Here is a 13593-nt window from a genome sequence, read left to right on the forward strand (position 1 = left end):
TTCATGCTTGCGATTGTGCCATGTCCCCCAAAATTTGGCCGCCACCGAAGGAACCCTGCGGTGCGACCGTCCCGCCCGGGGTGACCCGGACCGCGCAGTATTTGAACTCGGGTATTTTGCCGAAGGGGTCAAGCGCCGGGTTGGTCAGGCGGTTGATCGCCGCCTCGTAGTAGCAGAAAGGGGCGAACACCGCGCCGACCGGCGAACTGTCGTCGGCGCGTGCATACAGCGCCACCTGCCCGCGGCGCGAGGCGATGGTGATCACCTCGCCGGGCTTAACGCCCAGGCGCGCCATGTCCAGCGGGTGCACCAGCGCCACCGGATCGGGCTCGATCGCGTCCAGCACCGCGGTGCGACGGGTCATGCTCCCGGTGTGCCAGTGTTCGAGCTGGCGGCCGGTGATCAGGACCATCGGATACTCGGCGTCCGGGCGCTCGTTGGCCGGGATGATGTCGGCCGGGACGAAACGGGCACGCCCGCCCTCGCGCGGGAAGTCGTGCGCGAATACCACCGGCTCGCCCGGGTCGCCCTCGTGCAGGCACGGATAGGTGACCGCGTCATCAAGCTCCAGCCGCTCCCAGGTGATGCCGCCGATGCTGGGCATCGTGCGCCGCATCTCGTCGAACACCTCGGACACGTGTCCGTAGTTCCACGGCAGACCGAGGCGGCGCGCGATCTGCTGGATGATCCACAAGTCCTGTTTCGCTTCGCCCGGCGGATCGATCGCCTGGCGGCCCAGCTGCACCAGCCGGTCGGTGTTGGTGAAGGTGCCGGTTTTTTCAGGGAAGGCGGAAGCGGGCAGGATCACGTCCGCCAGGTACGCGGTCTCGGTCAGGAAGATGTCCTGCACCACCAGGTGGTCGAGCGCGGCCAGCGCGGCGCGCGCGTGGTTGGCGTCCGGGTCCGACATGGCCGGGTTCTCGCCCATGATGTACATGCCGCGGATTTCGCCGCGGGTTATCGCGTCCATGATCTCGACCACCGTCAGGCCCGGTTTGGGGTCGAGCGCCGTGCCCCAGGCCTGCTCGAACCTGGCGCGCGCGGCAGGGTTGTCGACGCGCTGGTAATCCGGCAGCATCATCGGGATCAGGCCGGCATCGGACGCGCCCTGCACATTGTTCTGGCCGCGCAGCGGATGCAGGCCGGTGCCAAGACGGCCGATCTGGCCGGTCATCAGCGCCAGCGCAATCAGGCAGCGCGCGTTGTCGGTGCCGTGCACGTGCTGCGAAACGCCCATGCCCCACAGGATCATCGACGCCTTTGATGTTGCGTACAGGCGGGCGCAGTAGCGGATCGTTTCGGCGTCGATGCCGCAGACCGGCGCCATCGCTTCCGGGCTATAGCCTTCGACGTTCTTCTCCAGTTCTTCAATGCCGATGGTGCGGCTGTCGATGAAGGCCCGGTCGACCAGCCGCTCGGTGACGATCACGTGCATCATTGCGTTGAGCAGGGCGACGTCGGTGTCGGGCTTGAACTGCAGGTAGCGGTGCGCGTGGCGCGCCAGGTCGGAGCGGCGCGGGTCACACACGATCAGTTTGGTGCCGGCGCGCACCGCGTTCTTCATCCACGTGGCCGCGACCGGATGGTTGACGGTCGGATTGGCGCCGATGACGATCACCACCTCGGCGCGCGTCACGTCCATCACCGGGTTCGACACCGCGCCGGAACCGATCCCCTCCAGCAGCGCCGCCACCGACGAGGCATGGCAAAGGCGCGTGCAGTGGTCCACGTTGTTGCTGCCAAAGCCGGTGCGCACCAGCTTCTGGAACAGGTAGGCTTCCTCGTTGCTGCCCTTGGCCGAACCAAAGCCGGCCAGCGCATGCTTGCCGTGCTGGTCGCGAATCTGCGCCAGCTTGCCGCCGGCCAGTTCAAGGGCCTCTTCCCAGCTCGCTTCGCGGAACACGTCCAGCACCCGGCTCGGGTCGAGCGTGAAGTCGCCGGTCTTGGGGAAGCCTTCCCGGCGGATCAGCGGCTTGGTGAGGCGATGCGGGTGATGCGCATAATCGAAGCCATAACGGCCCTTGACGCACAGCCGGCCGTGGTTGGCCGGGCCGTCGCGGCCCTCGACGTACAGAATCTTGTTGTCCTTGACGTTGTAGGTCAGCTGGCAGCCGACGCCGCAGTATGGGCAGACCGAGTCGACCTTTTTGTCGGGGATATCAAGCGCCGCACCGCGCGCCGGCGCCAGCGCACCGGTCGGGCAGGCCGCTACGCACTCGCCGCAGGCCACGCAGGTCGAAGCGCCCATCGGGTCGGCCTGGTCGAACACGATCCTCGCGTCCTGGCCGCGAAATGCCAGGCCGATCACGTCGTTGACCTGCTCGTCGCGGCAGGCGCGCACGCAGCGCGTGCACTGGATGCAGGCGTCGAGGTTGACGGTGATCGCCGCGTGCGTGGCGTCGCATTGCGGCTGGGCGCGGGTCGCGGGAAAGCGCGGCAGGCCGACACCGAGCTTTTGCGCCCACAGGTCGACTTCGTTCTCGCGCGTGTACCCGGATTGCCGCATATCCGACATCAACAGTTCGAGCACCATCTTTTGCGCGGCCACCGCGCGCGGGCTGTCGGTGGTGACCTTCATGCCCTGCGACGGGTGCCGGCAGCACGATGGCGCGAGCACACGCTCGCCGTCGATCTCCACCATGCACGAGCGGCAGTTGCCAACGGCTTCCAGTCCGTCCTTGTGGCACAGGTGCGGTATCTCGATGCCTTCGCGTCCGGCGACCTCGATCAGGGTTTCGTGCGGCATCGCCTCGACCTGGCGGCCGTTGATTTCGAATGTGACGGTCTTAAGAATGGCGTTCATGGCTGCACCAGTTCATGCGGGAAGTACTTGATGACGCAATCGAACGGATTCGGCGCCGCCTGGCCCAGGCCGCAGATCGAAGCGTCGCGCATCACCTGCGACAGGTCGGCCAACAGTTCGGTATCCCACTGTGGCTGTTCCATCAGCGCCACCGCCTTGGCGGTGCCGGCGCGGCACGGCGTGCACTGGCCACAGGACTCATCCTGGAAGAACCTGAGGGTATTGAGCGCGGCCTTTCTGGCGCTGTCGTGGCTGGACAGGACCACGACCGCGGCCGAGCCGATGAAGCAGCCGTAGGGCTGCAGCGTGTCGAAGTCGAGCGGAATGCCGCTCATCGACGCGGGCAGGATGCCGCCCGAGGCGCCGCCCGGCAGGTAGCCGTAGAAGCTGTGGCCCTCCTGCATGCCGCCGCAGTATTCGTCGATGAGTTCGCGGATCGTGATGCCGGCCGGGGCCAGCTTCACGCCCGGCTCGCGCACCCGGCCCGAGACCGAAAACGAGCGCAGTCCGCGCCGGCCGTGGCGGCCGTGGCCGGCAAACCAGTCGCCTCCTTTTTCCAGGATCTCGCGCACCCAGTGCAGGGTTTCGAAATTGTGCTCCAGGGTCGGGCGGCCGAACAGGCCCGACTGGGCCACGTACGGCGGACGCAGGCGCGGCATGCCGCGCTTGCCTTCGATCGATTCGATCATCGCCGATTCCTCGCCGCAGATGTAGGCGCCCGCGCCGCGCCGCAGGACGATCTGCGGCATGCCGGGTGTCGGCGGATCGGCGCGCAGCTTGTCCAGTTCCTCTTCCAGCATCGCCCGGCAGGCGTGGTACTCGTCGCGCAAGTAGATGTAGATGGCCTCGATGCCCACCGCCCACGCCGCGATCAACGCACCTTCCAGGAAGCGGTGCGGGTCGCGCTCGAGGTAGACGCGGTCCTTGAAGGTGCCGGGTTCGCCCTCGTCGATATTAATCGCCATCAGGCGCGGTCCTGGCTCCGCCCGCACGATGCGCCACTTGCGCCCGGCCGGAAAGCCAGCACCGCCCAGGCCGCGCAGGCAGGATGCCTCCAGCTTGCCGATCACGTCTTCGACCTCGTGCTCGCCGGCCGCGCATGCGCGCAGCAGGCGATAGCCGCCCTGCTCGCGGTAGGAAGCATGGTCGATGTGGTTAGTGATCCTTTCCGGGGCTGCGCCTGCGGCGGCTCGGGCCGCGAGCTTGTCCAGCGTCGCATGCGGAACCGCGTGCTGGCCCACCAGCGCGGCCGGAGCCTGTTCGCAGCGGCCGATGCAGGGCGCGGCAAGCACGCGCACCTCACAGCCGAGAATGTCCGGCAGCCGGGCCAGCAGTTCGTGGGCGCCGGCCAGCTCGCACGACAGGCCGGCGCACACGCGCACCGTGAGCGGCGCCGGGGCAGCCTCGCCGTCGCGCAGCACGTCGAAGTGGTGGTAGAACGTGGCCACCTCGTAGACCTCGGCCTGGGCCAGGCGCATTTCCTGCGCCAGCGCGGCCAGATGGGCGGCGGACAGGCAGCCGAAGCGGTCCTGGATCGTGTGCAGGTGCTCGATCAGCAGGTCGCGCTGGCGCGAAGCGCTGCCGAGCAGCTCCTGCACTTCGCGCAACGCCTGCGGATCGACGCGGCGGCCCTTCGGCGCCTCGCGCTTGCGCTGGCGCGATGGGCCTTGGGCGGCGATCGGGATGATGGGGTGGTTCATCAGACAGTCCTGGGGAATTCATTGTATTCGATGCGCATGCTGATCCGTAGGGTGCGCACCTGTGCGCACGCGGTACGGTTGATCAGCCCGTAGCTCACGCAAGCTTGTTACAGTGAGGGTAGCATGATGCGCAATTAGAAAGAATAGGCGGCGGCGAGCACATGATGCGCACGCGGTTCGCGAACTGTACGCAAGCAGCAGCCGCAAGTCAGCATGCGGTGACCGCGCGTGCGCACAGGTGCGCACCCTACGTACGGTACGCGGGCTCATCTCCTGCGTTTCTTCCAGTTGTAATCCGGCCCCACCACATCCACGCCCGGATGCCCGACTAAATCCGGGTGCTCCGACGACATCGTCACGAATCGCACCGCCTCGCCCGCACGCTGGCGCGCACGTAGCTGCTCCATGAAATTCATGGCCTGGACCATCGCGCTGGTGTCGTACAGCTTCGAGTGCGGCTTGTGTTCGCCATTTTCGACTGTCGTCCAGTACACCATGTACATCGCTTTACCCTCCCCGCACGCCGGTAACACTTTGAAACACTCAGAAATATAGCGCGATACAGGCACACAGGATGCTTCTTTGCCCCACGACGGCAGCAAACGTACCGTCCTCATTCGTACAGGCGAAAAACAACGAGCAATTAAAGTGTTGGAATTATGTTCTACGGATATAAAAAGTATTTACGAGAGGAATATCTGTCGATACAATACGTTACATAGTTTTACATGAACATTAACAAGGCACCCGGCCATGCACGCTCTTCCTGAAGTCGCGTTACCCAGTTCATCCGCTGTAATTATCGGGAGGATCGTGCCATGAGGCTTTACAACGCCGAACCCGGCTTTGCCGAGCGTCTGGTCGCGACGGCCCAGCCGTCGATCACGATCCGCTCGGGGATTTCCCGCGACCTGCCCACGATTCCGTACTGGCGAGAGCTGCTCAAGCTCAAGGCGCGCGCGCTGGCGCACCGGGCACAGACGCAAGGCTGGCTGCAGCTCTTGAACTCGCACCCGACGTTTTCGGAGTACGTGCAGAACTATCCGCGCTTCCTGTACAAGATTTACCGGCCATACCTGACCAATACACTGCCGATCGAAGCGCGACTGGCGGTGCTCGCCTCGCACTACCAGTTCGTGTTCCAGCGCGGACTGGGGGATCTTGTATCCCAGGCCAGCCGCGGACCGGTGGTAATCGCGTCGAGCGCAGGCAAAAGCGGCGAGCGCTACAACGTCAAGCTGCGCGCGATCGGCCCACTCGAGCGCGAGGGCGAACTGGTGCTGCAACTGTGCGCCGGGGACGAAACGCTGTATTCGGTCGCATTCACGTTCGCCTGGCGCGGGCAGTGCCAGACGGTGAACATCGGCTGCATCCAGGGCGCCAAAGGCGGCGCCACGCTGGAGGCGATCCGGCACGCCACGCGCGATCTGCACGGCGCGCGGCCCAAACACCTGCTGGTGACGCTGGTGCGCCAGCTCGGCCACGCATTCGGCTGCGAGCAGCTGCGCATGGTGTCGAACGCCAACCGCGTGGTGAAGAGCGCGATGCGCCAGGGCCGGGTACGTTCGGACTACGATCAACTCTGGATCGAGCTGGGCGCGCAGCTGCAGGCCGATGGCGACTTCATGCTGCCGTGCGCGCCAGTGGCGCCGCTGGACCTGGAGAGCATCCCGTCGAAGAAGCGCTCGGAGGCGCGCAAGCGGCATGAGCTGGTGGCGACGCTGGCCAATGATGTGACGGTGCGGCTGGGCGGGCAAGTCTGAATTCAGAACGTACGGCTTAACTGAGGCGTAGGGGGCGCGGGGCCGCCGAGGACCTGTGCGCACGCGGTTCGCAAAAGTTGCGTAGCGAAAGCACCAGCCGCGAGCCAGCATACGGTGACCGCGTGCGCACAGGTGCGCACCCTACGATGGTTTTTATGCGCCAGCGCATAGGACGCACTTCCTCTTGCCGGCCGCCCCCCTACAGCATCGGGCGCAGCTCGCGCCACGCCATGTCAGCTCCCATCTGTTCCATGCAGTTGTGGTGCCCCAGCGGGCATTCGCGCTGGCGGCACGGCGCGCAATCCAGGCGCAGGGACAGCGAGCGCGCCATGTCGGAGAACGGCGGCGCGTGATCCGGGTCGGTCGGCCCGTACAGCGCCAGCACCGGCCGGTTCAGGGCGGAGGCAATGTGCAGCAGGCCTGAATCGTTCGCCACTACCGCCGCGGCTTTCGCGATCAGCGCAATCGCTTCGTCAAGCTTGGTCTGCCCGGCCAGGTTCAGGATGGCGTGTGCGGCATCGCCTGCGTTGGCTGCCACCTCGTCACACGTCGGCCGGTCCTTGGGCGATCCGAGCAGGGCCACTTGCGCTGACGGATTGGCCTGCACGATCGCCTGCGCCAGCGCGCCGAAATGGCGCGGCGGCCAGCGCTTGGCGGCGCCGAATTCGGCGCCCGGCGCAAACGCGACCAGCGCCCTCCCCTCGCCCACGCCGTGCCGCGCGCGCACCTGGGCCACCTGCTCGCCCGGCACGGTCAAGCGCGGACGCGGCAGGTCGGCAGCCAGCGGTTCGGACGGGTCACGCGCCAGGGCCGCATAGAACGGCACCATCGGCCGCGGCGGAACCTCGTCGTGGTGCATCACGTTGACCAGGCCGTAGCGCATCTCGCCCTTGTAGCCGACCCGGCGCGGGATGCCGGCCAGCCAGGGGATCAGGGCGTATTTGATCGTGTTGGGCAGCACGAAGGCGTCCGCGTAGCCACGCTCGCGCAGCAGCTTCGCGTACTTCCAGCGTTCGGAAAGCTGCAGCGCGCGGTGGCGAAACGGCGTCTCAAGCACGGTATCGACCTGGGCGACGGCGCGCCACACCGGCGCCACCGAGGGCGGCGCCAGCACGTCGATCTGCCGTTCGGGGCGGGACTGCCTGAGCAGCGCCAACAGCGGCTGCGCCATCACCGCGTCGCCGATCCAGTTCGGAGAAACGATCAGGGTGCGCGGCTGCCCGTTCATTTTTCGGCCAGCGCGGCGGCGAACTGCAGGCGGTACAGGTTGGCGTACATGCCGTTCATCGACAGCAGCTCGTCATGCGTGCCCTGCTCGACAATGCGGCCGTGCTCCATCACCACGATGCGGTCGGCGCGTTCGATGGTCGACAGCCGGTGCGCGATCACGATCGTGGTGCGGCCGGCCATCAGCGTGTCGAGCGCGGCCTGCACCGCGCGTTCCGATTCGTTGTCCAGCGCCGAGGTGGCTTCGTCCAGGATCAGGATCGGCGCGTCCTTGTAGATCGCGCGTGCGATCGCGACCCGCTGGCGCTGCCCGCCCGACAGGCGCATGCCGTTCTCGCCGATCATCGTGTCCACGCCATCGGGCAGTCTTTCCACCACGTCCGACAGGTGCGCGGCCTTGATCGCGGCGGCCAGCCGCTCGCGGTCGATGTGCTCGACACCGTAGGCGACGTTGGCGGCCAGGGTGTCGTCGAACAGCACCACGTTCTGGCTCACCATCGCCAGCTGGCGGCGCAGGCTGGCCAGCGTGATCTCCTGGTACGGCACGCCGTCGAGCAGGATGCGGCCCGACTCAGGTTCGTAAAAGCGCGTGACCAGGTTCACGAAAGTCGACTTGCCGCCGCCCGACACGCCCACCAGCGCCACGGTCTGCCCCGGCTGCACGTCGAGCGTGACATTGGACAGCGCCGTGCCGTGCGCGCCGGGATAGCGGAAGCTGACGCGCTCGAACCGCAAATGGCCGGTGGCAGAGCCGATCTCGCGCGTGCCCGGGTCCTCTTCGACCGGCGAATCGATCATCTGGAACACGGTCTCGGTGGCCGCCATCCCGCGCTGCATCGGGCCGTTCAGTTCGGCCAGCGACTTCATCGGGGTCAGCAGCATGATCATCATCGCGACGAAGTTGGTGAACTCGCCCACCGTCATGTTGGATCGGATCGCGAGGATCACCACCAGCGACAGCGCGAGCGAGGTCGCGATCTGGGTCACCGGCGCGGTCGCCGCGAACGCCACTGTGGTGCGCTGCGAGAAGCCGAGCAGCGCCGCGCTGCGCTGTTCGAAGCGGCGGCGCTCGTAATGCTCGCCGGAGAACACGCGGATCACCTGATGCCCGCGCGCGGCCTCGTCCACCACCTGGGTCATTTCCGCGGTCACGCGCTGGTTCTCGCGGTTCAGGCGGCGCAGGCGCCCGGTGGTGGTGCGCACGATCACGGCGGTGAGCGGCAGGATCACGATCGCCAGCAGGGTCAACTTCCAGTTCAGGTACAGGAGCGAGGCCAGCAGGCCGATCACCACCAGCACGTCGCGCACGCAGGCCACGAATACCGAGTTGATCATGTCGACCACCTGGCGCACGTCGCCGATTACGGTGTTGATGATCCTGCCGGTCGACTCTTCATGGAAGCGCGCCACCGGCAGGCGCAGCAGACGCTCGAACATCTGCCGCCGCAGGTCGTTGAGCACGCGGCTGATCACCCAGTTGTTCAGGTAGGCTGTGCCGAAGGTGCCGACGCCGCGCAGGACGAAGATCGAGACCAGCACCGCCGGGATCCACCACAGCGGGAAATCGACCTTTTCCTTGAAGCCGTCGTCAAGCAGCAGTTCGATCGCCTTGGTCAGCATCGGCTGGGTGGACGCGGTCAACGCCATCGCCAGCAGGGACAAAAAGGCACGCAGACGGTACGGTTTGACGATCGCCCACAGGCGCTTGACGATGACGTTATTTTCCAATTGACTCTTTCGCATTCAGGCAGTAGCCCATGAGCAGGAACACCATGAACGCATAGAACATGCTGCCTTTGACAGACCAGAAGATCACTTCGGTCAGGCCGAAGCTGAAATAGCACAGCACCACCAGCAGCCCGGCCAGCGCGGGCGCCAGTTGCTGCGGCGCGCTGGCGCGGGCTTGGCCGAGCGCGCGCCAGAAGAAGGCGAACGGCGCAGCGAGCAGGCTGAACCAGGCGGCAAACCCGACGATCCCGCCGGTGGCGAAGGCCTGCAAGCCATCATTATGCATGTGCGGCATGGGCAGCACCGCGCGGTCAAGCAGGCCCTGCTGCACGTAACGCCGCAGCTCGCCGTGCGTCAGGTTGGCATCGATCCCGAACAGCGGGTGCTCCTGGATCAGCATAACGGCGCCCTTCCACAGTTCCAGGCGAATGCCCAGGCTGGTATCCTTGCTGCCGCCGTCCGACCAGGCGCGCACGTCGTCCACGCCCTCCGCCACCCGGTCCTGCATCCCCAGCGACGGCACGAAATATGCGCTTCCGCAAATCAGCAGGCCGGCCGCGACCAGCGCACGCACGCGCCGCCCCGGCACCAGCCTGGCCTGCAACAGCACCAGCCCGACCGGCAGCAACGCCACCAGCGCGCCGCGGGTGCCGGTGAACAGCGCGGCGGCGATGCCGGCCAGCGCGCCGAGCACGGGCCAGGCCATCCGCCAGCCCCGCTGAATATCGATGGTGGCGACGACGGCCAGGAGCGCCATGCACAGCGACAGGTCGCCGAAGGTGATTGGATTGATCAGCCCGCCGGGACGGTCGATGTGCTGGCCCAGGCGCTGGTAGGCCACCAGCGCCAGCGCCGCCAGGGTGCCGGCGATCACGCCCCACCACAGCGCGCGGCGCGGGGGACGGGCGACCAGCACCAGCATCAGCACCGTCACCGCCAGGAACATGCGCAACGGCTTTTCCAGGTTGTTGGCGGTCGCTTCCGGGCGCACAACATAACACAACAACGCAAAGCAGAAGTTGAACATGAACGCGAACACCACCCACCGGCTCTCGTGCCAATGGCGTGCCAGCGCGGCGCGGCAGTCGCGCCACATGAACGGCGCGATAAACAGGAACAAAAAGCTGACCGTGCTGACCCCGAACAAAGTAACCAGGCTCAATGCAGGGAATAAAAAGGTCAGCGCGCCGATCCAAACAGGCGCGGATTTGTGACTTTTCTTTAAATTATTGTTCATTCAGAATTTTGTGGGATATCCTTGCCACCTAAGCCAAGTTTTAAAGCGATCCGCATGCAGCAAGCCCATACAATCTCGCTCGTAATCACCACCTACGACCGGCCGGATGCCCTGTCGGCGGTGGTCGAGGCCTGTTTCGCGCAGGACGACAAGAACTTCGAGATCATTATCGCTGATGACGGCTCCACTGCCAACACGAGGGAATGCATCGACCGGCTGCGCGCACGCGCGCCCATGCCCCTGTTGCACGTGTGGCAGCCGGACGAAGGATTCCGCGCCGCCATGGTGCGCAACCGCGGCACGCTCGCTGCGCGCGGCGACTACATCGTATTCCTCGATGGCGACTGCATCCCGCGGCGCGACTTCATCGCGCGCCACCGCGCGCTGGCGCAGCGCGGCTGCCTGGTCACCGGCAGCCGCGTCCTGCTCAGCCCAAGACTGACCGACAGCGTGCTGCGCGACGAAGTCGGGCTGGACGCGCTGGGACTGACCGACAAGCTGCGCTACCGCATGAGCGGAGACATGAACAAGCTGTTGCAGCTGCTGGTGCGCTGGCCCGACGTGGGCCGCGTGCGGCACCGCTTCAACTGGCGCCGCATCAAGTCCTGCAACCTGGGCGTATGGCGTTCGGACCTGGAGCGGGTGAACGGATTCGACGAGAGTTTTCACGGCTGGGGCCATGAAGACGCGGACCTGGTGGTGCGCCTGCACCACGCGGGCGTCAAGCGCAAAGAGGGTGCGTTCGGCACCGAAGTATTCCACCTGTGGCATCGCGAAGCGGAGCGCGACAACGAGTCGGCCAACCGGCGCGTGGTGCTGGAGCGCGCCGCAAGCCGCTCGACCCAGGCGGTGAGAGGCTTACGTGAACACGTCCGCCCGGGCAAGGGCGCGGAGGACAGGCCCGGCTCATAACAACTCGCATGCGGAAAATGCCGGGAGCCGCGGGCCATAAGAACGATAACGATAACGATAAACATAAACATGACACCCAATCCGAGACTGTCCGTTGTCATCAGCACCTACAACTGGCCGGAAGCACTGCAAGCCGTGATCGAAGGTTTTTTCCGGCAAACCGACCTGAATTTCGAAATCATCGTCGCCGACGACGGCTCGGGCCAAGCCACCCGCGAGTGCGTCGAGCGCCTGCGTGAACGCTCCCCGGTGCCGATCATGCATGTGTGGCAGCCGGACCTGGGCTACCGATTGTCGATGTCGCGCAACCGCGGCATCCGCGCCTCGAGCGGCGACTATGTGCTGGTCCTGGATGGCGACTGCATTCCCCGCCGCAATTACATCGAGCAGCACCGCAAGCTGGCGCGCGCCGGCTTCATGGTCACCGGCAGCCGCATCCTGCTCAATGCGGCGGCGAGCCAGCGCGTGCTGGCCGGGCGGCTCGACCTGCAATCGATCGGCCTGACGGACAAGCTGCGCCTGCGCCTGCGCGGCGAAGCCAACAAACTGCCGCAATTGCTATGGACCCTGCCCGATATCGGACGCGAAAAGTCGCGCTTTTCCTGGCGCCGCATCAAGGGCTGCAACATGGGCATCTGGCGCGCGGACCTGGAGCGCATCAACGGCTTTGACGAAAGCTTCCAGGGCTGGGGCCACGAGGATGCGGACCTGGTGGTGCGGCTGTTCCATGCTGGAGTAATGCGCAAGGACGGCGCGTTCGCCACTGAAGTGTTCCACCTGTGGCATCGCGAAGCCAAGCGCGACCACGCATCGAGCAACCGCCGCATGGTGCTCGAACGCCGGGTCAACAAGACCACCCAGGCCGTCAAAGGATTGCGGGAACAGCAGGAGGAAGCGGTCGTCGTGCAAGAAACCGACGATTATTGGTCCTCCCCCTGACGTTCCGGTTCTGATGCCACCGACGCCAGGCGCCGCGCGACAAGCGCGTTCCGCTTGAACTCGCGCAGCTCTTCTGTGTCCAATCCGATGGGCGGACAACGGAAATGGTGGCATGACCATGAACCAGCTACTGCGCAAGAGCCTGTCGATCATCGTTCCGGCCTATGATGCCGCAGCCTTTATCGAACCTTGCCTGCGTTCGATCCTCGCGCAACTGGAACCGCAGCATGCGCTGGTCGTCATCGACGACGGCTCGCGCGACGCCACCGGCGAAATCGCCGAGCACCTGCAGCACGAATTCGCGCATGCCCGGTTCACCATCGTGCGCCAGCCGAACCACGGGGTTGCGACGGCCCGCAACCAGGGGCTGGCGGCGGCTGACGGCGAGTACGTGCTGTTCGTCGACGCCGACGACCTGCTCGAACCCGGGGCGCTGCTGGCGCTCGACCGCGCGATCGCGACGCACCGGCCGGACGTGGTCGCGTGCGACTACAATACCTGGCGGCAGAGAAAAAAGAAGCACAAGTGCAAGCGCATGATGCTCGGCTATCCACCGAACGCGCTGCTGCATGACCAGGAGGCGATCCTCTGTTCCTTCTTCGCCGGCCGCCAGAATTACGTGTGGGCCAACGTGTTCCGGCGCGAGATTTACGAACGCGTGCGCCAGCCAGTTTTTCCTCCCGGCCGGGTGTTCGAAGACGTCGCGGTGGTAGCGCGCCTGCTGGCCGAATGCGCAAGCCTGTTTCACCTGTCGCGGCCCATCATCGATTACCGCCAGCACCCGAGCAGCCTGAAGTGCCAGGTATCGAGCAAATGGTGCGTCGACTTCGTGTGGGCGCTCCGTCAGATCAGGGACAGCTTCGTGGCGCTGCCGGTGAGCGACGCGGTGCGCATGCATATCGACGTCGCCGCCTGCCACTTCTACGTGGGGATCGTCAAAACCTCCTACCAGCTGCCGTGGCGCGAGGGGCGCGTGGTGCGGGCGCAGGTCAGGCAACTGTTCCTGGACAGCCTGTTCAACCATCCGCTCGCGGTGCTGGCGGCGATGGAGCGCGGCACGGTGATCTCGCGCGATCATGAATTCGACCTCACGGCTGCCAGCCAGGCGCGCAAGGCGCTCAGTGGAAGCGTCGCGTTCGGGATCATGAAATCGGCAAGCCGCAGGTGGAAGATGTGGCAGCAGCGGCTGGCTGCGGCGACCTGATTTCGCTGGCGTCCCGCCAACGTCGCGGGGCCTGTTGGCTGGACTGCTAACGGTGTTCGCAATCCGCGTGCGCAGCAGAG

Annotated in this window: 10 protein-coding genes; 4 read left to right on the top strand and 6 right to left on the bottom strand. The window is 65.9% G+C overall.

The features are described from left to right. Position 1: 1 nt before the first annotated feature. The 3 genes from fdhF to E4O92_RS06820 form a co-directional block, all read right to left on the bottom strand. Positions 2-2803 (bottom strand): formate dehydrogenase subunit alpha, encoded by a 2802-nt coding sequence (fdhF, locus tag E4O92_RS06810; protein WP_135189004.1) that lies wholly within the window; start codon positions 2801-2803, stop codon positions 2-4. Next, a complete protein-coding gene (locus E4O92_RS06815; protein WP_135189005.1) occupies positions 2800-4503 on the bottom strand; it encodes an NAD(P)H-dependent oxidoreductase subunit E in 1704 nt (567 codons plus the stop codon). The genes fdhF and E4O92_RS06815 overlap by 4 nt, the downstream gene beginning before the upstream one ends. Positions 4504-4769: 266 nt before the next feature. After that, complete coding sequence (locus E4O92_RS06820; protein WP_135189006.1) at positions 4770-5006, bottom strand: hypothetical protein; 237 nt, start codon at positions 5004-5006, stop codon at positions 4770-4772. Positions 5007-5321: 315 nt separating this feature from the next. On the opposite strand from E4O92_RS06820, the gene E4O92_RS06825 reads away from it, so the two are divergent. After that, positions 5322-6266 (top strand): DUF535 family protein, encoded by a 945-nt coding sequence (locus E4O92_RS06825; RefSeq protein ID WP_135189007.1) that lies wholly within the window; start codon positions 5322-5324, stop codon positions 6264-6266. A 199-nt stretch (positions 6267-6465) separates the two neighbouring features. On the opposite strand, the gene waaF is transcribed toward E4O92_RS06825, so the two are convergent. Genes waaF through E4O92_RS06840 form a run of 3 tightly spaced genes read right to left on the bottom strand, consistent with a single transcriptional unit; the run spans position 6466 to position 10341 of the window. Next, positions 6466-7494 (bottom strand): lipopolysaccharide heptosyltransferase II, encoded by a 1029-nt coding sequence (gene waaF / locus E4O92_RS06830; RefSeq protein ID WP_135189008.1) that lies wholly within the window; start codon positions 7492-7494, stop codon positions 6466-6468. Next, positions 7491-9236 (bottom strand): lipid A export permease/ATP-binding protein MsbA, encoded by a 1746-nt coding sequence (gene msbA / locus E4O92_RS06835; RefSeq protein WP_135189009.1) that lies wholly within the window; start codon positions 9234-9236, stop codon positions 7491-7493. Before msbA ends, waaF begins: the two co-directional genes overlap by 4 nt. Beyond that, positions 9211-10341 carry an O-antigen ligase family protein gene (locus E4O92_RS06840; RefSeq protein WP_229483115.1) on the bottom strand — a complete coding sequence of 377 codons (1131 nt, stop codon included), beginning with the start codon at positions 10339-10341 and terminating at the stop codon, positions 9211-9213. The genes msbA and E4O92_RS06840 overlap by 26 nt, the downstream gene beginning before the upstream one ends. A gap of 171 nt (positions 10342-10512) precedes the next feature. On the opposite strand from E4O92_RS06840, the gene E4O92_RS06845 reads away from it, so the two are divergent. The 3 genes from E4O92_RS06845 (at position 10513) to E4O92_RS06855 (ending at position 13513) form a co-directional block, all read left to right on the top strand. Then, complete coding sequence (locus E4O92_RS06845) at positions 10513-11370, top strand: glycosyltransferase family 2 protein (RefSeq protein WP_135189011.1); 858 nt, start codon at positions 10513-10515, stop codon at positions 11368-11370. A gap of 69 nt (positions 11371-11439) precedes the next feature. After that, positions 11440-12309 carry a glycosyltransferase family 2 protein gene (locus tag E4O92_RS06850; protein ID WP_135189012.1) on the top strand — a complete coding sequence of 290 codons (870 nt, stop codon included), beginning with the start codon at positions 11440-11442 and terminating at the stop codon, positions 12307-12309. 118 nt (positions 12310-12427) lie between these two features. Beyond that, positions 12428-13513, top strand: coding sequence for a glycosyltransferase family 2 protein (locus tag E4O92_RS06855; protein WP_167759719.1), 1086 nt, complete (start codon positions 12428-12430; stop codon positions 13511-13513). Positions 13514-13593: the final 80 nt, after the last annotated feature.

Source organism: Massilia horti, assembly GCF_004614195.1.
Classification (GTDB): Bacteria; Pseudomonadota; Gammaproteobacteria; order Burkholderiales; family Burkholderiaceae_D; genus Telluria; species Telluria horti.